Source organism: Delftia sp. 60 (assembly GCF_002754395.1).
GTDB classification, from domain to species: Bacteria; Pseudomonadota; Gammaproteobacteria; order Burkholderiales; family Burkholderiaceae_C; genus Comamonas; species Comamonas acidovorans.
This window is the reverse complement of record NZ_PEFD01000001.1, coordinates 1,726,199-1,746,952: the sequence shown is the minus strand read 5'-3', so window position 1 is coordinate 1,746,952 and position 20,754 is coordinate 1,726,199. Positions and strand designations below refer to the sequence as shown.

Annotated in this window: 19 protein-coding genes and 1 tRNA gene; 11 read left to right on the top strand and 9 right to left on the bottom strand. The window is 68.1% G+C overall.

What is annotated here, in order from left to right; genetic code table 11:
• Positions 1 to 142: 142 nt before the first annotated feature.
• Both ychF and CLV01_RS07825 read right to left on the bottom strand, forming a co-directional pair.
• On the bottom strand, positions 143 to 1,237 hold the full coding sequence (ychF, locus tag CLV01_RS07830) for a redox-regulated ATPase YchF (RefSeq protein WP_012203464.1): 1,095 nt from the start codon (positions 1,235 to 1,237) through the stop codon (positions 143 to 145).
• A 69-nt stretch (positions 1,238 to 1,306) separates the two neighbouring features.
• Complete coding sequence (locus tag CLV01_RS07825; protein WP_099734608.1) at positions 1,307 to 2,173, bottom strand: MOSC domain-containing protein; 867 nt, start codon at positions 2,171 to 2,173, stop codon at positions 1,307 to 1,309.
• A gap of 174 nt (positions 2,174 to 2,347) precedes the next feature.
• On the opposite strand from CLV01_RS07825, the gene CLV01_RS07820 reads away from it, so the two are divergent.
• The 5 genes from CLV01_RS07820 to CLV01_RS07800 all read left to right on the top strand — a co-directional run bounded on the left by CLV01_RS07820 (position 2,348) and on the right by CLV01_RS07800 (position 7,466).
• Complete coding sequence (locus tag CLV01_RS07820) at positions 2,348 to 3,493, top strand: FAD-dependent monooxygenase (protein ID WP_170962085.1); 1,146 nt, start codon at positions 2,348 to 2,350, stop codon at positions 3,491 to 3,493.
• A 146-nt stretch (positions 3,494 to 3,639) separates the two neighbouring features.
• Positions 3,640 to 4,356: a DsbC family protein gene (locus CLV01_RS07815; RefSeq protein WP_034390564.1), complete on the top strand. Its 717-nt coding sequence runs from the start codon at positions 3,640 to 3,642 to the stop codon at positions 4,354 to 4,356.
• A 130-nt stretch (positions 4,357 to 4,486) separates the two neighbouring features.
• Positions 4,487 to 6,406, top strand: coding sequence for a M61 family metallopeptidase (locus tag CLV01_RS07810; protein ID WP_099734609.1), 1,920 nt, complete (start codon positions 4,487 to 4,489; stop codon positions 6,404 to 6,406).
• A 74-nt stretch (positions 6,407 to 6,480) separates the two neighbouring features.
• A complete protein-coding gene (locus CLV01_RS07805; RefSeq protein ID WP_012203459.1) occupies positions 6,481 to 7,260 on the top strand; it encodes an enoyl-CoA hydratase in 780 nt (259 codons plus the stop codon).
• Positions 7,261 to 7,389: 129 nt separating this feature from the next.
• Positions 7,390 to 7,466 (top strand) — tRNA-Met (locus tag CLV01_RS07800).
• A gap of 94 nt (positions 7,467 to 7,560) precedes the next feature.
• Here the strand turns inward: CLV01_RS07800 and CLV01_RS07795 are convergent.
• The 4 genes from CLV01_RS07795 to CLV01_RS07780 form a co-directional block, all read right to left on the bottom strand.
• On the bottom strand, positions 7,561 to 8,763 hold the full coding sequence (locus tag CLV01_RS07795) for a DUF1513 domain-containing protein (RefSeq protein ID WP_099734610.1): 1,203 nt from the start codon (positions 8,761 to 8,763) through the stop codon (positions 7,561 to 7,563).
• Positions 8,747 to 9,841, bottom strand: coding sequence for an imelysin family protein (locus CLV01_RS07790; RefSeq protein ID WP_099734611.1), 1,095 nt, complete (start codon positions 9,839 to 9,841; stop codon positions 8,747 to 8,749). The genes CLV01_RS07795 and CLV01_RS07790 overlap by 17 nt, the downstream gene beginning before the upstream one ends.
• On the bottom strand, positions 9,841 to 11,352 hold the full coding sequence (locus CLV01_RS07785) for a di-heme oxidoreductase family protein (protein WP_099734612.1): 1,512 nt from the start codon (positions 11,350 to 11,352) through the stop codon (positions 9,841 to 9,843). Before CLV01_RS07785 ends, CLV01_RS07790 begins: the two co-directional genes overlap by 1 nt.
• Positions 11,353 to 11,456: 104 nt before the next feature.
• Positions 11,457 to 12,653, bottom strand: coding sequence for an imelysin family protein (locus tag CLV01_RS07780; RefSeq protein WP_013804069.1), 1,197 nt, complete (start codon positions 12,651 to 12,653; stop codon positions 11,457 to 11,459).
• 727 nt (positions 12,654 to 13,380) lie between these two features.
• Between CLV01_RS07780 and CLV01_RS07775 the strand changes: the two genes are divergently transcribed.
• Complete coding sequence (locus tag CLV01_RS07775; RefSeq protein ID WP_224986381.1) at positions 13,381 to 14,538, top strand: MFS transporter; 1,158 nt, start codon at positions 13,381 to 13,383, stop codon at positions 14,536 to 14,538.
• Positions 14,539 to 14,632: 94 nt separating this feature from the next.
• On the opposite strand, the gene CLV01_RS07770 is transcribed toward CLV01_RS07775, so the two are convergent.
• The 3 genes from CLV01_RS07770 to CLV01_RS07760 form a co-directional block, all read right to left on the bottom strand.
• A complete protein-coding gene (locus CLV01_RS07770; RefSeq protein ID WP_099735201.1) occupies positions 14,633 to 15,043 on the bottom strand; it encodes a hypothetical protein in 411 nt (136 codons plus the stop codon).
• Positions 15,044 to 15,150: 107 nt separating this feature from the next.
• Positions 15,151 to 15,426 (bottom strand): hypothetical protein, encoded by a 276-nt coding sequence (locus tag CLV01_RS07765; RefSeq protein ID WP_012203452.1) that lies wholly within the window; start codon positions 15,424 to 15,426, stop codon positions 15,151 to 15,153.
• Positions 15,427 to 15,616: 190 nt separating this feature from the next.
• Positions 15,617 to 16,444, bottom strand: coding sequence for a TOBE domain-containing protein (locus CLV01_RS07760; protein ID WP_099734613.1), 828 nt, complete (start codon positions 16,442 to 16,444; stop codon positions 15,617 to 15,619).
• 103 nt (positions 16,445 to 16,547) lie between these two features.
• Here CLV01_RS07760 and modA point away from each other — a divergent pair, with 103 nt between their 5' ends.
• The 5 genes from modA (at position 16,548) to CLV01_RS07735 (ending at position 20,725) form a co-directional block, all read left to right on the top strand.
• Positions 16,548 to 17,309 (top strand): molybdate ABC transporter substrate-binding protein, encoded by a 762-nt coding sequence (modA, locus tag CLV01_RS07755; RefSeq protein WP_099734614.1) that lies wholly within the window; start codon positions 16,548 to 16,550, stop codon positions 17,307 to 17,309.
• 151 nt (positions 17,310 to 17,460) lie between these two features.
• Entirely contained in the window at positions 17,461 to 18,141 is a 681-nt protein-coding gene (gene modB / locus CLV01_RS07750; protein ID WP_013804076.1) for a molybdate ABC transporter permease subunit, read from the top strand.
• Positions 18,138 to 19,268: a molybdenum ABC transporter ATP-binding protein gene (gene modC / locus CLV01_RS07745; RefSeq protein WP_099734615.1), complete on the top strand. Its 1,131-nt coding sequence runs from the start codon at positions 18,138 to 18,140 to the stop codon at positions 19,266 to 19,268. Before modB ends, modC begins: the two co-directional genes overlap by 4 nt.
• A 52-nt stretch (positions 19,269 to 19,320) precedes the next feature.
• Positions 19,321 to 20,253, top strand: coding sequence for a formate dehydrogenase accessory sulfurtransferase FdhD (gene fdhD / locus CLV01_RS07740; protein WP_012203447.1), 933 nt, complete (start codon positions 19,321 to 19,323; stop codon positions 20,251 to 20,253).
• Between the two features lie 73 nt (positions 20,254 to 20,326).
• A complete protein-coding gene (locus CLV01_RS07735; protein WP_099735202.1) occupies positions 20,327 to 20,725 on the top strand; it encodes a hypothetical protein in 399 nt (132 codons plus the stop codon).
• Positions 20,726 to 20,754: the final 29 nt, after the last annotated feature.

Below are 20,754 nucleotides of genomic sequence, written 5' to 3'. Positions count from 1 at the left end.
CCCAATGGAAAGGCGCCATTGTCCATGGACGTTCGGTGCGCGGGACCGAATCGATCCAGGCATGAAAAAACCGCGCACAAGCGCGGTTTCCTGAGGTGGGCGAGAGCTGCTTTTCAGCAGTTCTGCCGCGGCATCCGTTGCCTCAGACGTTGAACAGGAAGTTCATCACGTCGCCATCCTTGACGACATATTCCTTGCCTTCGGCGCGCATCTTGCCCGCGTCCTTGGCGCCTTGCTCGCCCTTGAAGGCGATGAAGTCGTCAAAGGCGATGGTCTGGGCACGGATGAAGCCGCGCTCGAAGTCGCCGTGGATGACGCCTGCGGCCTGGGGGGCGGTGTCGCCGACCTTGATGGTCCAGGCGCGCACTTCCTTGACGCCGGCCGTGAAGTAGGTCTGCAGGCCCAGCAGGCCGAAGCCGGCGCGGATCAGGCGGTTCAGGCCGGGTTCTTCCAGGCCCAGTTCCTGCAGGAACATGTCGCGGTCCTCGTCGCTCATCTCGGCCATTTCAGCCTCGATCTTGGCGCAGATGGCCACGACGGGAGCGCCTTGTGCCTCGGCATAGGCCTTGAGGCTGTCGAGCAGCGGGTTGTTCTCGAAGCCGTCTTCGCTGACGTTGCCCACGAACATGGCGGGCTTGGCGGTAATCAGGCAGAACTGCTTGAGCAGGGGCGCGTCTTCCTTGGAGACGGGCACCGTGCGTGCGGGCTTGCCCTGGTCCAGGGCAGCCTGGATGGGGGTCAGCAGCGCCACCACCTTGGCGGCTTCCTTGTCGTTGCCCGACTTGGCGGCCTTGCTGTAGCGGTTCAGCGCCTTCTCGACGGTGGCCAGGTCGGCCAGGCACAGCTCGGTCTGGATGACCTCGATGTCGGCGATGGGGTCCACCTTGTTGGCCACGTGGATGACGTTCGGGTCTTCGAAGCAGCGCACCACGTTGACGATGGCGTCGGTCTCGCGGATGTGGGCCAGGAACTGGTTGCCCAGGCCTTCACCCTTGGAGGCGCCGGCCACCAGGCCGGCGATGTCCACGAATTCGACGATGGCCGGGACGATGCGCTCGGGCGTGATGATGTCGGCCAGCTTCTGCAGGCGCGGATCGGGCACTTCCACCACGCCGGTGTTCGGCTCGATGGTGCAGAAGGGATAGTTCTCGGCGGCGATGCCGGCCTTCGTCAGCGCGTTGAAGAGAGTGGACTTGCCCACATTGGGCAGGCCCACGATGCCGCATTTGAGGCTCATGGCAGGGCTTTCTACAGGGATTCTGGGGACAAACCCCGTATTTTAGTCAACCGGGCATTTCCTGTCGTTTCAGGCGAACTGCCAGTCGCCGGCCACGGACTGGCCAACGACCAGTTCGGCCCCGTCGTGCAGGCCTTCCAGCACGGCATTCATGCCGAAGGTGATGGCGCCATCGACACGGTCGTCCTGGCGGTAGGTACGGATGGCGTCACCCACGGCGGTGCCCTGCACGGCCGTGACGGGGTCGATGTCGGGAATGGGGCAGCGTGTGCAGGGCTTGGCCATGCGCAGCCGCAGGCCCTGGGCATCGAGCACGTCGAGCCCGTCGACCCGGTCCTCGTCATGGGCCTCCAGGCCTTCGATCACGATGTTGGGGCGAAAGCGCCGTGCGTCCACCGCGGCGTGGCCGGCCGCCTGCAGGCGCTGGTTGAGTTCATCCACGGCCGCCTGGCTCAGTACCAGCAGCGGATAGCCGTCCGCGAAGTGCACAGGTGCGGCCTCGCCCCCGGTCCAGCGCGCGCTGGTGCGGCGCGGCGCCGTCGGGTCGAAGCGCACCAGGGCGCAATCCGCGCCCAGGGCTTGCGTCAGCCAGTGGGCGGCCTCGGGACCCATGTCCCAGGCCTGCACCCAGTCCGACCAGACGCGTGCCCGGCGCTCCGGCCCCGTGGCCTGCAGCGCGATGCGCAGCGGCGGCTGCTGGGGAAAGTGCAGCACCAGGTGCCCGGCCTCCAGCTCGGGGCGTATCCAGGCCATGCGCGGATGGTCGCGCTGGGTCAGGAATTCGCCCTGCGCATCGACCACCATCCAGTGGCGGTCCCAGGCCAGGCCGGTGGCGCCGACGCCGCTGCTTTGCAGCGCGATGCCCGCGCAGGATTTGACGGGATATACCCACAACTGGGCAATGCGGCCCTGCACGTCTCTTTCTTGGTCAAACATCGGATAGCTCTTTGTGGGAAATCTGGAGTGTGTATGCCATCCATGGTGCGAATGGCGCCATGCGATGGGCGGCAATATGCCAGATGGCGACGCAGGCTGCGGCAGGTCATGCCAAAGCCGGAGTTTGCGCCAGTTGGAATCCCCGGCATGGCCCGGACTCCTACAATGCCGGCCATGGCGCAAACCTTTGATGTATGTATACGCGGGGCCGGCATTGCAGGCCGGACCCTGGCTCTCCTGCTGGCCCGGGAACGGCTGCGCGTGGCCCTGGTGGTGGCCGCGCCGACCGGCAACGCGCCCGATGTGCGCGCCTACGCGCTCAATGCCAGCGCACGCGGCCTGCTGGACAGCCTGCGTTGCTGGCCCGATGACCAGCACGCCACGCCCGTGACGCAAATGGAAGTCTTTGGCGACCTGGACGGCCATGTGCTGTTCGACGCAGCCAGCCAGGATGTCGAGGCCCTGACCTGGATCGTCGATGTGCCCGCGCTGGAGCAGCGCCTGGCCGAGGCCGTGCGCTACCAGCCCATGGTCGAGGTGGTGGAGCAGCCCGTGGCGGCACCGCTGACGGCCATCTGCGAGGGCCGCGCCAGCCGCACGCGCAGCGAGTTCGGCGTGGACTTCGCCGTCACGCCCTATGCACAGCACGCCATCGCCACCCGGCTGCACTGCGAGCTGCCGCACGGACAGGTGGCGCGACAGTGGTTCACGCCCGAAGGCATCCTGGCCCTGCTGCCGCTGGACGGCCCGCAAGGCCACAGCGTGGCCGTGGTCTGGTCCATCGCCCGCGAGCTGGCCGACGGCTGGCTGGCCGCCGACACACAGGATTTCACCGCGCGGCTGGAAGCCATCAGCCAGGGAGCGCTGGGCCGGCTGGAGCTGAGCGCGCCGCGCATGGCCTGGCCGCTGCAGCAGGCCGTGGCCGACCACTGGTGCGGCTCCATGCCCGACGGCGATGCACGCTCGGCCCGCAGCTGGGTGCTGGTGGGCGATGCCGCCCACAACGTGCATCCGCTGGCAGGCCAGGGCCTGAACCTGGGCCTGGGCGATGTGCAGGCGCTGGCACGCGTGCTGCAGGAGCGCGGCTACTGGCGCAGCACCGGCGATCTGCGCCTGCTGCGCCGCTATGAACGCGAGCGCAAGGCCGCGCTGGCGCCCATGGGCCTGGCCATGGACGGGCTGCAGCAGCTGTTCAGCCGCTCCGAGGTTCCGGTGCAGATGCTGCGCAACTGGGGCATGAAGGGCTTCGAGCGCTTCGGCCCGCTCAAGGACTGGATGGCGCGCCAGGCCATGGGCCTGGACCCGCGCAGCGGCGCCTGAGCCTGGAGCCAAGCCGATCCCGTGCCGTTGAACCCTTTGCCGTTTTGCGACTCGTACCCCTGCTCCGTGGCGCCCCGCGCCGCGCAATCCCCCTCAACCACGGCGCGGCCGGCCTGAACGCGGCCCCGCCCACCCACCGCATTGCCATGAAACTCTTCGCCTGCCTGCTGACGGCCGCCAGCCTGACCTGGAGCCTCGGTGTCCATGCCCAGGACGCCAACCTGCGCAAGACGCTGACCGAGCGCATTCCCCAGCTGGAAAAGATCGACGAAATCCGCCCCACGCCCATGTCCGGCCTCTTCGAGGTGCGCATCGGCACGGACCTGTTCTATACGGACGCCAAGGGCAACTACCTGATCCAGGGCGAGCTGATCGACACCAAGGCGCGCCGCAATCTCACCGAAGACCGCATGAACCAGCTGACGGCGGTGGACTTCAAGCAGCTGCCGCTCAAGGACGCCGTGACCATCGTCCACGGCAAGGGCGAGCGCAAGATGGCCGTGTTCGAAGATCCCAACTGCGGCTACTGCAAGCGTTTCGAGCGCGACCTGCAGACCGTGGACAACGTCACCATCTACCTGTTCCTGTACCCCATCCTGAGCCCCGACTCGGCCGAGAAGTCGCGCAACATCTGGTGCGCCAAGGACCAGGCCGGTGCATGGGCTGACCACATGCTGCGCGACAAGGTGCCGGCAGCCGCCCAGTGCGACACCTCGGCCGTGCAGCGCAACTTGGCCTTTGGCCGCAAGTACAAGATCACGGGAACGCCCACCGTCATCTTCACCAACAACACCCGCGTGCCTGGCGCCATCAGCGCCCAGGAAGTCGAGAAGAACCTGGCCGCAGCCGCAGCCGCGCGCTGACCGCCACCGGGCGGGCCCGGCGCCATGGACGCCGGGCCCGCCCACCTGATCCCCCTCGGCCGGAGCTTCCCGGCTCCAGCCCGCCGCAGCGGGCCCGGGCAGCCTCCAGGCCACACCTGCAGGAGCCCGAATGACCTCTCCCCTCGCCGCCACCGCCACCGCCGCAGCGGACATCCACTACCGCGTGCAGGCCCTTGATGTGGATGCGCACCTGTTCAGCGTGCAACTGCACATCGCCCGCCCGGCCGCTGGCCAGACCCTGTCGCTGCCGGTCTGGATTCCCGGCAGCTATCTGGTGCGGGAATTCTCCAAGAACCTCCAGGGCCTGTCTGCCGAGCAGGATGGCCGCCCCGTCGCGCTGGCCCAGCAGGGCAAGAACCTCTGGCAGGCCGATTGCGCAGCCGGCGTGCCCCTGGTGCTCCACTACCAGTTCTGCGCCTATGACAGCTCGGTCCGCACGGCCTGGCTGGACCGCCGCCGCGGCTTTTTCAACGGCACCAGCCTGTGCCTGCGCGTGCACGGCCAGGAAGATACGACGCATACGCTGCAGCTGCTTGCGTCGGACGCCACGGCATCGTGGCAGGTGGCGACCGGCCTGGACGCCGTGGACACCGATGCGCGCGGCTGGGGCCTGTACCGCGCCGCCCACTACGACGAATTGGTGGACTGCCCCGTGGAGATGGGCAGCTTCTGGCGTGGCGACTTCGTGGCCGCGGGCGTGCCGCACAGCTTCATCGTGGCGGGCGCCGCGCCCAGCTTCGACGGCGCGCGCCTGATTGCCGATGCACGCAAGATCTGCGAGACCGTGCTGGCCTTCTGGCACGGTACGGGCGAGCAGGCCACGCCCGCGCCCATGCAGCGCTACGTGTTCATGCTCAACGTGGTCGATGACGGCTATGGGGGCCTGGAGCATCGCAACTCCACGGCCCTGATCTGCGGCCGGCGCGACCTGCCGCGCGTGGGCGAGCGCAAGGCCGCCGAGGGCTACACCACCTTGCTGGGCCTGATCAGCCACGAGTACTTCCACACCTGGAACGTCAAGCGCCTGCGCCCGGCCGAATTCGCGCGCTACGACTACGGGCAGGAGAACTACACCGAGCTGCTGTGGTTCTTCGAAGGCTTCACCAGCTACTACGACGACCTGCTGCTGCGCCGCGCCGGCCTGATCGACAACGCCCAGTACCTCAAGCTCATCACGCGCACCATCAACCAGGTGCTGCAGACGCCGGGCCGACACCTGCAGTCCGTGGCCCAGGCCAGCTATGACGCCTGGGTCAAGTACTACCGCCAGGACGAGAACACGCCCAACCAGACCGTCAGCTACTACACCAAGGGCTGCCTGGTCGCACTGGCCCTGGACCTGCAACTGCGCCGCGAAGGCCGCAGCACGCTGGACGACGTGATGCGCGCGCTGTGGCAGCGCTGCCAGGGCGGCCCCATGCGCGAGGCCGACGTGCTGGCCGTGCTGCAGGACCTGGGCGGGCGCAGCTTCGCGCCCGAGATCACGCAATGGGTGCACGGCACCGACGACCTGCCGCTGGCCGAGCTGCTGGCCGCGCACGGCGTGCAGGCCAAGGCCGAGCCGGCGCAGACTGCCCAGCGCCTGGGCCTGCGCGTGCAGGAAAGCCAGGGCATCACCATCAAGACCGTGCTGCGCGGCAGCCTGGCCGAACGCGCAGGCTTCATGGCGGGCGACGAATGGCTGGCCATCGAGCTGCCCACCGGCGCCGAGGACTCACAGCCCGCGCGCTGGCGCATCACCCGGCTGGACGACGTGGCGCTTTATGCAGGCACGGCGCTGGACATCGTCGCCTGGGTGGCCCGCGACCGGCAGATCCTGGCCTTGACCCTGCCCTGGGGCTCGGGCCTGCTGTCCGAGGCCGCCGCCATGGTGGAGAAAACGGACAACGGCGATGCAAAAGCTGCCACATCCGGCACCCTGGCGGCGCCCGCCCCCAGCAATCTCGGACTGGAAATCACGGACGAGGAGACCGCTGGACGCTGGCTGGCCGGGCACACGGGCAGCGCGCAGGCGCCTGCCACGCCCTGAACGGCGCATGGCGCCCCGCGCAGCCGGCCGGTTATTCTTGAGGATCACGACGACAACCCCAGCAGGAGACTCCCTTGGCCTACGAAATGATTGAAGTTCGCGTCGAAGCCGACAAGGTCGGCATCATCACGCTCAACCGCCCCAAGCAGCTCAACGCGCTCAATGACCAGCTCATGGACGAGCTGGGCCAGGCCCTGCAGGCCTTCGATGCCGATGAGGCCATCGGCTGCATGATCATCACCGGCAGCGAGAAAGCCTTTGCGGCTGGCGCCGACATCGGCGCCATGGCCAAGTACAGCTTTGCCGATGCCTACAAGGGCGACTACATCACGCGCAACTGGGAAGCCATCCGCTCCATCCGCAAGCCCGTGATCGCCGCCGTCAGCGGCTTTGCCCTCGGCGGCGGCTGCGAGCTGGCCATGATGTGCGACTTCATCATCGCCGCCGACAACGCGAAGTTCGGCCAGCCGGAAATCAAGCTGGGCGTGATCCCCGGCGCCGGCGGCACGCAGCGCCTGCCGCGCGCCGTGGGCAAGTCCAAGGCCATGGACATGGCCCTCACGGCCCGCATGATGGACGCCACCGAGGCCGAGCGCGCCGGCCTGGTCAGCCGCGTCGTGCCCTTCGACAAGCTCATGGACGAGGCGCTGGGCGCCGCCATCATCATCAGCGGCTTCTCGCAGATCGCCGTCATGGCGGCCAAGGAATCGGTGAACCGCGCCTTCGAGGGCTCGCTGGCCGACGGCGTCATGTTCGAGCGCCGCCTGTTCCACGCGCTGTTCGCCACCCAGGACCAGAAGGAAGGCATGGACGCCTTCGTCAACAAGCGTCCCGCCAGCTTCAAGCATCTCTGAGCGGGCTGAAAGTCGCGCTACAATGCGCGTCTTCCGGCAAGGCGCAGCAAGCCTCTCGCAAAGAAATTTCGAGAAATTTGCACAACTTGCCGGACGGGCCGAAAATTCTGCATATAATTTAGGTCTTACGGCGCTTTAGCTCAGTCGGTTAGAGCGATGGAATCATAATCCACAGGTCCGCGGTTCGAATCCGTGAAGCGCCACCAAACAAAGAAAAGGGTCTACGTGCAAACGTAGACCCTTTTTCCGTTGGCGCTGCACTCCGCCAGAGCGCGCCGCTTGCGGCGCCGCCTCCGGCTGCTAGCTGCCGCGCTCCAACCCGATCCAGTGGTTGTCCAGCGCCATGCCGGGAACCGGCACCGTGCGCAGCACCTGGCCGCGCTGGCGCAATTGGGCCTGGCGTGCGCCGCCCATCCACAGCGCGGGCTCGGCAGGCAGGGGCCGGCCCTTGGCATCCAGCGAGACACTTGCGTTGGCCACGCAGTACACGCCCGGCATGGCATCGCCGCGCAGCCAGCGGCCACTGGCCTGGCCGCTGTCGGGCACCTGCCACCAAGTGACGGTGTTCACGCGCGGGCAGCTTACGGCAAAGAGCTGGCCGTCGCAGCCTATGTCGCCGCCATAGCCGGCCAGGGGCTCGCGCCCTTCGGGCAGGGGCACGGCATGCAAACGGTAGCCATCGAACAGGGCCAGCACGGGCGCGGCAGCGCGCGCTTCGGTGTCGCGGTGCTCGGCCTGCAGCGCAATGCCCAGCCAGCGGCGCGCGGGCGCGTGGGCGACCTGCGGCCCCCAGGCCAGGTGGCGCAGGCTCAGGCGGCTGTCGTCCAGCTTCCACAGGCCGGCACGGGCGCCGCCTTCGGCCGGCAACAGCCGTGCGATGGACGAATCCATGTGGTCCAGCTGCAGCTTGCGCCGGCCGGTTTCGGACTGCGTGGGAATGCCGCCGTTGGCGACCATGAGCGTGCCGTCGGCGTCCAGCAGCAACTGGTGCGGGTCCATGCCGCCCGTGCGCCATTCGGCGATCTTCTCCAAGGTGATGGCATCGCGCACGCCGATCAGGCCCTGGGCATCTTCCAGGTCGGTCTCGGTGGTGTAGAGATGGCGGCCATCGGCGCTTTCGATGACATGGCCGTTGAAGAAGCGGTCGGGCTCGATCCACTGCCACTGCGCATCCTCGACGGCCTGTCCCGGCTTCAGGCGCACCAGCCAGTCACCGGGGCGGCGGCTGGCGAAGACCACGGAGCCGTCGCGCAGCGCGGCCATGCCATGGGCGCGCGTGGGCACATCCAGGGCCTGCAGCACCTGCAGCGGCCTGTCCACCTGCGCACTGGCCTGCACGATGCCGACACGCATCTGCTCGCCCTGCATCCAGGCCGCAGCCAGCGACCGTGCCGGGCCAGACGGCCTGGCCGCATGGGAGGTTGCCAGCGGCATGGCAGCCAGCAGCCCCATGCCCTGCAGCCAGCGGCGGCGATTCAGCGCCTGCTCAATCCCCGTCGGCATCCGAGAACCCGATGTTGACTTCCAGCGCAGGCGCCACCTCGCCTTCCATGAGGCGCTTGAGGCGAGACAGCGGCTTGGTCGCGGCATCGACGGCCTTGGCGGTCGGCTCGGTCAGGGCGCGCATGCCGGCATCGGCCTCGTTGACGGCCTTGAGCCAGCGGTCGGCCAGCGGGTTGAGGCCACGGCCGCGCAGGTAGGACTCGATGGGCACGATGTCCACGCCGGGCTGGGGCACCTTGCGGTCCACGCTCACGGCCAGCGTGCGCAGGCCCTGCCAGTGCGCGCGCCAGATCTCAACGGTGCTGCCGCTGGCCAGGTGCTCCCAGGCGGGGGGCTTGCTGCCTGCACTACCCGCACTACGCAAAGGCTTTTCCATGTCCGCCCAGCGCAGGCGCTCCAGGCCGCCGACCCACTGGTTGATGAACTCGGCCATGGCTTCGGTGGTGGCATCGCCGTCCTCGGACCAATCCTGGGCCGCGAGCTTGGCAAAGCCGTTGCTGAGGATGCCCATCTCGGCGCCGATTTCCTCGGCCACCAGGGTGGCATAGGCGCAGGCCGGCGTCTGCGGCTCCACGGGCTGGGTCCACAGCAGGTTCTCGAGCGCCGGGTATCCCTTGGCGGGTGCGCCGATGCGCTCCATGGCAGCCAGATCGGCGGGGGCCGACTGTATGGCCTTCTTGAGCAGGGCCGGGCGCATGGGGCGGAAGTCCACCAGACGTGCCGAGCGGCGCTCCACCAGCGGCCCCAGGGCCACGGCCGAGAGGCTGCTCCACTGCCGCGACGATTGCACATAGGCCTGGCGCGCCGTCTGCAGCGTGGCGGCAGCCGATCCCGCAGGTGCCGCAGGTGCCGTGCAGTGCGCGCGCAGCGCCTGGTTCAGCGCCTGGGCGGATGCCTGCGCGGCCTTGGCCTGGGGTGAGAACCATTGGCCGTACAGCCCCTGCACGGCGTGGGCCGTGTTGTAGAAGGGAATGGCCATGTTGGCATCCACTTCCTGGGCATGGACAGGGGCGGCGGCCAGCAGCGCCAGCGCGGCGGCACAAAGGATTTGGCGAGGGGTCATGCGCATGTCTTGCATCAGAGGGACTCCACAAATTTGACCAGGGCTTCACGGTCTTCGGCGCTGAACTGGCGCACCTGTTCGCGCGCGGCTTCGGCCTCGCCGCCGTGCCAGAGGATGGCTTCGAGCACGCCGCGCGCACGGCCGTCGTGCAGCAGGCGCTGGTGGTTGTTGACATCGGGCAGCAGGCCTATGCCCCACAGCGGCGGCGTGCGCCACTGGCGGCCTGAGGCCTTGAAGTCGGGCCGGCCATCGGCCAGCGCCTCGCCCATGTCGTGCAGCAGCAGGTCGGTGTAGGGCGCAATGGTCTGGCCCGACAACCCCTTGCTGCTGAGTGCCGGCGACAGCGCGGGGAACAGCTCCCCGCCGGTCTTGTACGAGGGCCGGTGGCACTGCGCGCATTGGGCCTGGTGGAACAGTGCCTCGCCACGGCGCACGGCCGGGTCGCTGGCGTTGCGCCGTGCAGGCGGCGCCAGCGTGGCCTGGTAGAAGATCACGTCGTCCAGCACGCGGTCCTCGATCTCCACGCCCTCGGCGCCGTTGCCGTTGGGCGCGGCCAGGCAGTCCTTTTGTGCGGGCGTGCAGGTCTGGTGCGGGAAACGCTTCGATGTGATGCCGATATCGCCCAGGAAGGCCGAGGCCGTCTGGTGGGCAATGGAGGCCACGTTGGCCTTCCAGCCGAAGCGGCCCAGCATCATGCGTTCGCCGTAGGCGTCCCAGACATAGTTGGGCTGGCCCTTGATGGGGCCGCCCAGGGCCGCCTGGGCGGCAGCGTTGGCCAGGATCTCGGACTCCGGGATGTGCTCCAGCAGGCCCAGGCCGATGACCTGGGGCGCAATGCGCGGGCTGGTCATCAGGTTGGCAGCCAGGGGGCCGTAGTTGAGCGCAGCCAGCTCGTAGACCGGCTTTTCCAGCGTGTAGGCCGTGCCGTCGGCAAAGCGGCCATGCACCTGTTCATAGCGGATGCGCAGCTGGCCCTCGCCCTTGACGCCCAGCACGCCCTCGGTGTTGAACTGGTCGCCATAGACCGGGTCCGGCACCGGGCTGCCGTGCGGGCCTTCGCCCGGAATGGACAGCCGCATGAGCAGGCCCGCGAAGGGCTGGGGCTTGAGCGGGTTGTGGAAGTCGGGCGGCTGGGCGCGGCCGTCCTGCACATGGCAGCCGCCGCAGGAGCGCGCCAGGAAGTGCGGGCCCAGGCCATCGCGCGCCGTGGTGGAGGCCGGGGCCTGCACCCAGTTGCGCTTGAAGAAGGAGTTGCCGATGACGAAGCGCGTGCGCTCTGCATCCTCCAGGTTGGCGGCGGGCAGCGAGAAGGCGTTGCGGCCCGTGGCGTGGACCGTGGTCTGGCCGCCCGGGGGCAGGGGCTCGCCGGGTGCCGCGAACAAAAGAGCTGGATCGGGAGCTGGATCGGGAGCAGGCTGCGGTGCTGGCGCGCGCGCTGGAGCGGCAGCCACCGTGTCCTGCTGTTGGGCCGAGCAGCCCATCAGGACCAGGGAGGCAGCGACCAGCAGCGAGGGGGAGAGATTCATGGGTGGGGACGTCCCTGGAAAAGCCAGGGCCGCCGAACCCTTTCGGGGGCGGCGGCCTTGGCACATGGGCGCAGGAATGGATGGACGCTGGCGTGGATGTTCTTTTAGTTGGCCTTGGGGTCCACCAGGTTGAGCTGGGTGATGCCGACGGCATTGGCCGCCTCCACCAGATCCTTGCTCTGCTGGACCAGGCTGTCGATGGTGGCCTGGATCTTGGCGCGCGAGGCCGAGTCGCGTGCGCCCTGGATGGCCTGGTCGAACGGCGCGGGAATGGCCTGGGCCGCCTGCACCGACTGCGTGATCTGGCGCGTGGTCCTGTCGGCCAGCGCGCTGTCCTTGGAGGCCACCCAGTCCTTGATGCCCGGGCCTTGCAGCTCGCTGCCATCCAGGCGCTTGTAGCTGCCCTGCCAGACGTTGAGGATGCCCTGGGCATTGGTCACCGCATCGCGGTGCGTGTTGTCCGAGAAGCAGGAGTGCTCGTCTTCCTGGTCGCGGCTGGCCAGGGCCACTTCCAGGCGCTCGCCGGCCAGCTCGCCGCGCGACAGCGAACCCAGGCCCACGAAGATGCGGCGCAGCGCATCGTCGGGCTTTTTCTCGAACTGGGCGCGGAAGTTCTTGGGCGAGCCGGGCTTCCACTGGTCGGCCACGGACTGCAGGTCCTCGATCAGCAGCGCGGTCACCACCTTCAGGTACTCGCGGCGGCGGTCGGCATTGGACTTCTTGCCATCGACGAAGTCGGTGTACGGACGCGCGCCCGGCCCCTTGTCGTTCAGGTCCTGGCCCCAGAGCATGAACTCGATGGCGTGCCAGCCGGTGGAAACATTCTCCTCGCCGTCATGCTCGTTGAGCTCGGCCAGGCGCTTCTTGGTGATGGCTTCCTTGCGGTTATTGATGATGCCGGCGTTGGGATTGCCTTCCACATAGTCCACATAGGACTCGTCCATGGGCCAGGCGTTGATCTGGCCTTCGGGGCCTTCATCGTTGTCGATGGGACCGGCGTAGAAGCGGAAGGCTTCGGTCTGGCCGTAGTACTCCCGGGCATCCAGCCAGGCCTTGCGTGCCTGGTTCAGGCCCTGCTCGCTGGGCGCTGCCAGAAAGGCCGCAATGGCTTTCTGCATGGTCTTGGCGGAGCTGATGGAGTCCGAGTAATTGGCGTGCACCAGGGTGCCGTAATGCTTGACCACCTCCGCAACGGAGAGGCTCTTCTTCACGGGCTGTTGAACGGTGCCGGCGGCTGCGGCCTGGCTCATCGGGGCGGCCGCGCCCAGGGCCAGGGCGGCTGCAATCAGGATGGGATGCATGGCAGAAAGGATCGGAGGTTGGAGAACTCGGAATGCCAAACTGTAATGAGAATTGTTTTTATTGGCAAAACCTGCGAGATATCGCCGCACTGCACCGCAAGGTCATAGACGGACCCGGGCAGAAATGGGGCGCGCCAGCGGCGCAATGGCCGCAGCGGGCGCCAGCCTAGCACGAGCACCCTTGGCGCCCGGGCCAAAGACCCAGCGCCCTGGCATAAGCCCCGCAGCTTGCCTTGGCTGGCGACTTGCCTTACCATTGCGCCCGCTCGCATGGGCCGCCCTCTCCTCGCAGGGCCTGTCCACTGCCTCAAAGCCCTGATCGCCCGGCCGATTTCAGGGCTTTCGCTTTTTGCAGAAGCGGTCTTTTGGCGCTGCACCTTGCGCTCTGTCTTTGCGCGCAGCCCCTGCCATGCTCCGGCATGCCGGCCGCCCAGCTTGTTTTCCCACCAGGATTTCCCGTGCCCATCGCCACTCCAGGATGCCGCACACGCGCAGCGTGCCCGCACGCCGGCCCAGCCGGCGGCGCAGGCGTTTTGCGTGGTGCCGCACCCCAGCGAGAGCGCGCGCCGTCCTGGCTTTCAAGGATTTTCACGTGACCACCACTTCCTCCGGGGCGCTCGCAGCCAATGCTGCCGGCGCCAGCACAGACACGCATGTCGGCACACATGCCACCCAGGTCAATGGCTACAGCTGGAAGGCCCTGGCCGGCTCGGCCGTGGGCTATGCCATGGACGGCTTCGACCTGCTGATCCTGGGCTTCATGCTGTCGGCCATTTCGGCCGACCTGCACCTCACGCCGGGCCAGGCCGGCTCGCTGGTGACCTGGACGCTGATCGGTGCCGTGTTCGGCGGCATCTTCTTCGGCCTGCTCAGCGACCGCTACGGGCGCATCCGCGTGCTGACCTGGACCATCATGCTGTTCGCAGTCTTCACGGGCCTGTGCGCCTTCGCGCAGGGCTACTGGGACCTGCTGGCCTACCGCACGATTGCGGGCATCGGCCTGGGCGGCGAGTTCGGCATCGGCATGGCACTGGCCGCCGAGGCCTGGCCCGCACGCCACCGCGCCCGCGTCTCGTCCTACGTGGCACTGGGCTGGCAAATGGGCGTGCTGGGTGCGGCGCTGCTGACGCCACTGCTGCTGCCCCTCATCGGCTGGCGCGGCATGTTCCTGGTGGGCGTGATACCGGCCGTGGTGGCCTGGGTGATCCGCAACAAACTGCACGAGCCCGAAGTCTTCGTGAAGCGCCAGCAGTCCGCCACGCCCTCGGCCCGCGTGCCGGTGCTGCAAAGCCTGAAGCTGCTGGTGAAGGACCGCGCCACGACCAAGGTCAGCCTGGGCGTGATCGTGCTGACCTCGGTCCAGAACTTCGGTTACTACGGCATCATGATCTGGATGCCCAGCTTCCTGTCCAAGCAACTGGGCTTCAGCCTGACCAAGTCCTCGATATGGACTGCCGTGACCGTGGTGGGAATGATGGTCGGCATCTGGGTCTTCGGCCAGCTGGCCGACCGCATCGGCCGCAAGCCCAGCTTCCTGATCTTCCAGCTGGGCTCGGTCATCATGGTCGTGCTCTATTCGCAGCTGTCCGACCCCACGGCCATGCTCTGGGCGGGGGCCCTCATGGGCCTGTTCGTCAACGGCATGATGGGCGGCTACGGCGCCGTGATGAGCGAGGCCTACCCCACCGAGGCGCGCGCCACCGCGCAGAACGTGCTGTTCAACATCGGCCGCGCCGTGGGCGGACTGGGCCCGGTGGTGATCGGTGCGCTGGCCATGAGCTATTCGTTCCAGGTGGCCATCGCCCTGCTGGCGGCCATCTACGTGCTGGACATGCTGGCCACGGCCTTCCTGATCCCCGAACTCAAGGGACGCGAGCTGTCCTGAGCGGCTCAGATTCTCTGGCTCGGAACGATGCCCCACAATGCAAAGAGCTGCCGATGGCAGCTCTTTTTTTGTCCGGCAACCGGCGTGCCCAGGCTCAACCGCCTTCGCTGCACTCCAGGTTTTCGATGCGGTCTGCCGCCTCGCGGATGTCTTCCTGGAACATCTGGTCTCCCAGCATCACGGAGACCTGGCCCTCAAAGCCGCGCAGCTTGACCAGCGCAGCCTCGTAGCCGCCGCTGCCCATGCGCTTGAGCCCGCACAGCGCATAGAGCTTGGCCACGGGAGATCGGTGCGGATCGTCGATCACCGACAGCAGGACAGCATTGGCCTCGGGCCGCCTGAGCATGGCCTCCAGGTGCCGCTCCGCAGGCGAGATCTCGCCCGCGAACCCGACCAGCCCCAGGTTGAACTGCGAGACGTCCAGCGGCGCCGGGTCCAGCGGACGGGACATGGCCGGGGTGGACAGGAGCAGGCAGATCAGGGCGGCGGACAGGGTGGTCTTCATGGCAGGGGCAAGGCCGTGGATGGCCTGGTGAGGCAGTCGAAAAGGATCTTCGATGCAAAGCGTGGCGGCAGGTTCCCCCACCACCGCTTTCACCGCCTTCACCGCCTTCATCCGCCAAACAGCCACCCTGCGGCCAGCGTGCCGGCATAAAACAGCAGCAGGGTCACAGGCACCAGGTGCCAGCCCCAGACCCGGAACCACCAGTGATTGAACCAGGTCACCAGCGCACCGATGACGGCGCAGATGGCCAGCGCATCCAGCCGCTGCCGAAAACTGTCAGCAACACCTTCGGACGCGAAGAAGATGAACGCCGCGATGAAGGAACACAGCAAGGCGGTGTATACCGCCACTTTCTCTTGCCTGCGCAATTTCAGGATGCTCATGGAGGGCCAGGGAGGTTTCGATGATTCGGTCGCCAGAAAAGCCCGCGCCGCCAGAGCGCGCAGGTTTCACAGCGGCGCAATTCTTCGTATACCGCCCTGAATGCGCCATCAGACCCGTCCGAATCTGCAGCCACTGCTGCGCATGCGCAACGCGCTGCTGCTCCTTCAACACTCCATCCGCTCCATCCGCTCAATCAGCCACGGCCAGCACCACGGCGGACTCCGGCACCGTCAGCCAGACCTTGCGCCCTGCGCGCAAGGTCCAGGACTCGCCCTCTGCCGGCTCGGCCGCGTAACCCACGCCGCTACCGCCCCAGGGCAGTTGTGCCACCACTTCACGCGGCCCCGCCCTGTCGGCCCGGGCCACGCGCTGCACCTGGGCGGGCCAGGCATTGGCCTGGGCATGCACATCGGAGCGTGGCGCCGAAGGCAGCACCTGCACGGCTGCGGCCTTGCACAGCGCCATCAGGGGCAGGCCCGGCGCCAGGCCCAGCAACTGGGCGCTTTCTTCGGTGATGCGTGCGGCAATGCCTGATGCATCCCCGCCGCCGTCGGGCAGCAGCCAGACGCGGACCTGGGCGCCCTGCGCCTGCAGGGCGCCAACCCGGCAAGGCCACAGATTGCGCATGCTGGTGCGCAGGCCCAGGCCCAGCCCGGGAGCCGCCGAAGAAACGCCGGCGGGCCCGCCAAAGCGCTGCAGCACCTGCGCGCGCGCCTGCTCCAGCGCATCGGCCATGGCCAGCAGGGACTGCCCGGCCTCGGTGATGCGCGCGCCGCCACCGCCGGCGCCGCCCACCGAGCGCTCCACCAGGGCACGGCCCGCCAGATTGGTCAGCACATCCAGCGCCTGCCAGGCCGCCTTGTAGCTGACACCCGCCTCGCGCGCGGCCTGGGAAATCGAATGCCCTGCCGCGATATGCCGCAGGATGGCAATGCGCCGGTCGGCCAGGTCATGGCCCAGCGCGGGCACCAGGTCTGAGGGAGAAGCGGGGGTTGCGGCAGTCATGCGCAGCATCATGCCCGCCAAGCGTTATTTCCCGCCAAGCAAAACGCCTGCACCCTGCATGCGCATTTTCAGGTCGTTACACTGCGCTATTCACCAACGGAATAGCGAGAGACCCATGAACGTGAACCAGCCCCTGCGTGCCACCGCCTTCGCCGCCCTTGCCCTGTTCGGCTGGGCCGCCGCGCAGGCCGCCGAAGTGTCGGTGGCCGTCGCCGCCAACTTCACGGCGCCCATGCAGAAGATCGCCGCCGAGTTCGAGAAGGACACCGGCCACAAGGCCCTGCTGTCCTTCGGCGCCACGGGCAAGTTCTATGCGCAGATCGTCAACGGCGCGCCCTTCCAGATCCTGCTGGCCGCCGACGACACCACGCCCGAGAAGATCGCCAAGGAAGGCCGCGGCCTGCCCGATTCGCGCTTCACCTACGCCATCGGCCAGCTGGTGCTGTGGAGCCCCAAGGCCGGTTATGTGGACGACAAGGGCGAAGTCCTCAAGACCGGCGACTACAAGCACATCGCCGTGGCCAATCCCAAGCTGGCGCCCTACGGCACGGCAGCCATGGAAGTGCTGAACAAGCTGGGCATCACGGCCCAGGTGCAGCCGCGCATCGTCATGGGCGAGAACATTGCCCAGACCTACCAGTTCGCGGCCACGGGCAATGCCCAGCTGGGCTTTGTGGCCCTGTCGCAGGTGATGGAAAACGGCAAGCTGCGCGAAGGCTCGGCCTGGCAGGTACCCGGCTCCATGCACGAGCCCATCCGCCAGGACGCCATCGTGCTCAACAACGGCAAGGACAACGAAGCCGCCACCGAGCTGATGAAGTACCTGCGCGCCGACAAGGCCCGTGCCATCATCCGCTCCTACGGCTATAGCTTCTGACACCTGTTGAGGCGCACTTGCGCGCCTTCCCTCTCTCCTGGGGAGGGGTCGGCCGGCACGGGCCCGTGCTCAGCGTCGCTGAGCCGGGCCGCGCCGGTTTCGTGCGTTGAGTGAGATCCAACAGCGCTGCGAACCACTGAATTCTTCCCGCATGATTCTTACCGCCGACGACTACGCCGCCATACGGCTGACGCTGAAACTTGCCAGCGTGACCACGGTGCTGCTGCTGACGCTGTGCACGCCGCTGGCCTGGTGGCTGGCGCATACGCGCTCGCGCTGGCGCGGCCCGATTGGCGCCGTGGTAGCGCTGCCCCTGGTGCTTCCGCCCACGGTGATCGGTTTTTACCTGCTGGTGACCATGGGTCCCAACGGCCCCGTGGGGCAGCTGACGCAGGCGCTGGGGCTGAGCACCCTGCCCTTCACTTTTCCGGGCCTGGTCATCGGTTCGCTGGTCTATTCCATGCCGTTCACGGTGCAGCCGCTGCAGCGTGCCTTCGAATCCCTGGGCACGCGGCCCATGGAGGCTGCGGCCAGCCTGGGCGCGGGGCCGCTGGACCGCTTCTTCACCGTGGCGCTGCCGCTGGCGCGGCCGGGCTTCATCACGGCGGCCGTGCTGACCTTTGCGCACACCGTGGGCGAGTTCGGCGTGGTGCTGATGCTGGGCGGCAATATTCCCGGCGTGACGCGCGTGGTCTCGGTACAGATCTACGACCATGTGGAGGCCATGGAGTACGCCCACGCCCACTGGCTGGCGGGTGGCATGGTGGTGTTCTCCTTCCTGGTTCTTCTGGCCCTGCACCTGTTGCAGCCGCGTGAGGAGCGCCGCGCATGATGACCGCCTTCTCTCCCTCCCTGATGTCCGACGCCGCGCACTCCCACCCCTCCTCGGAAATCATCGCAAACCTGGCGCTGGAGCGCGCCGACTTCCGCCTTGACGTGCAGCTGCAGTTGCCCGGGCGCGGCGTCACCGCCCTGTTCGGCCCCTCGGGCTGCGGCAAGACCACCTGCCTGCGCGCCCTGGCGGGACTGGAGCGCGCGCGCGGCCGCGTCGCCGTCAACGGCGAGGTCTGGCAGGACGATGCGGCCAGCCAATGGCTGCCCACGCACCGCCGTGCGCTGGGCTATGTGTTCCAGGAAGCCAGCCTGTTCCCGCACCTGACCGTGCGGCGCAACATCGACTACGGCATGCGGCGCACGCCGGCCGCGCGGCGCAAGGTATCCCAGGACCAGGCCGTGTCACTGCTGGGCATAGGCCACCTGATGGACCGCATGCCCTCCACCCTGTCGGGCGGCGAGCGCCAGCGCGTGGCCATTGCGCGGGCGCTGGCCACCAGCCCGCGGGTGCTGCTGATGGACGAGCCCCTGGCCGCGCTGGACGCCCAGCGCAAGGCCGAGGTCCTGCCCTACCTGGACCAGCTGCGCCGCGAACTCGACATTCCCGTCCTCTACGTCAGCCACTCCATCGACGAGGTCGCTCGCCTGGCCCAGCACCTGGTGCTGCTCAAGGCAGGCGGCATCGTCGCGGCCGGCGCCACCAGCGAGCTGCTGGCACGGCTGGACCTGCCCCTGAGCATGGGCGACACGGCAGCGGCCATGGTCAGCGCACAGGTCCAGCAGCACGATCCCGATGCACACCTGAGCACGCTGTCCTTCGATGGCGGGCGCCTGCGCCTTGTCATGGCCTCCCCGCGCCCCGTCGGCGAAACCGTGCAGTTGCGCGTGCAGGCACGCGATGTGAGCCTGAGCCTGCAGCACCCGCAAGACAGCAGCATCCTCAACATCCTGCCTGCCACCGTGCAGGAGCTGCGCGAGGACGGCCCGGGCCAGGTCATGGCCTCGCTGCAGCTGGGCCCGTCCCGCCTGCTGGCACGCATCACCCTGCATTCCGCCCGGCAGCTGGGCATTGCGCCGGGCATGCATGTCTTCGCCCAGATCAAGGGCATGGCATTGCTGGACTGAGCACGCGCGGCGGCGCCGATATCATGCGGAGGCCGCCTGCGCGGCCCACGCCATGAACGCCACCACCGAACACGCCCCCGCACCCGTCCCCGCCCCAGACGCAGGCCCCGGCGCAGCAGATGCTGCATGCGCCGCCCCGCCTGCCATTGCCGCGCTGCGCACGCATGCGGTGGCGCGCCACCGGCTCGGTGAAGGCGGCGCCGTCAGCATCCAGGCCGAACCGCAGGTGCTGGCCAGCGAAGTCCCCATCGCCCTGGTGTTCAATGGCATCTCTCACGCCGTGATGATGGGCACGCCCTCGGACCTGGAAGACTTTGCGCTGGGCTTTGCGCTCACCGAAGGCATTCTGGACAGCGCTGCCGACTGCTACGGCATAGAGGTGCGCACCGTGGCTGCACAGGCCGCAGGCCTGCCGGCCGGCATGGACGGCATCGAGGTGCAGCTGGACGTGGCCTCGCGCTGCTTCGCCCGCCTCAAGGACCGGCGCCGCAGCATGAGCGGGCGCACGGGCTGCGGTGTCTGCGGCGTGGACAGCTTCGCGGCGCTGGACCTGTCCTTCGACCCCCTGCCCGCGCACGACTGGATCGCCCGTGTCGATGCCGACACCGTCTGCGCAGCCATCGCGGCACTGCCGCCGCTGCAGTTGCTCAACGCCGAAGCCGGCGCCGTGCATGCCGCAGGCTGGGCAGGGCTGGACGGGCAGCTGACGGATGTGCTCGAAGACGTGGGCCGCCACAACGCGCTGGACAAGCTGGTCGGCCGCCTCTCCCGCACAGGCCGCCTGGGCGAGGCCGGCTTTGTCGTGCTCTCCAGCCGCGGCAGCCATGAGCTGGTGCGCAAATGCGCCAAGGTCGGCATCGCCGCCCTGGCCACCATCTCCGCGCCCACGGCCATGGGCGTGCAGATGGCCGAACTGATCGGCCTGCGCTTCTGGGGCCTGTGCCGCCCGCCCAAGGCGGTGCTGTATGCGCCGGGCCGCACCTGAACCAATGCCCGAGTGCCGCGCCTGCGCGGCGGCAAGTTCGTAGAATCGCGGGTTCAGCCCCTGGATGTACACCATGAACCGCTGCAAGCCCCATTTCTCTCCCGTCCGCCGCCTGTGTGCCGGCGCCCTGCTCGCCGGCCTGGCCTGCGCCAGCCTGGGCGTGGCCGCGCAGGGCCTGCCGTCCAACGAGACGCGCAATTTCCCGCCGCAGGCCCAGTTCGGCGAGCTGGTCGTGACCCAGTTCCCCGAGGTGGAGATCGACGGCAAGACCATTCGCACCAGTCCGGGCTTTCGCCTGTTCAGCCCTGAACGCACGCTGGTGCAGGCCATCAATTACCGGGGCAGCAAGCTCGTGGTGGGCTATGTGATCGAGCCGCAGACGCAGTGGCTGCACCAGGCCTGGATCCTGACCAAGGCCGAGGCCGACAAGCACTACAAGCCCAAGTCGATGCTGCAGCGCATCTTCAACTGAGCACAGCACGTACACGGCTGACGCGGCCC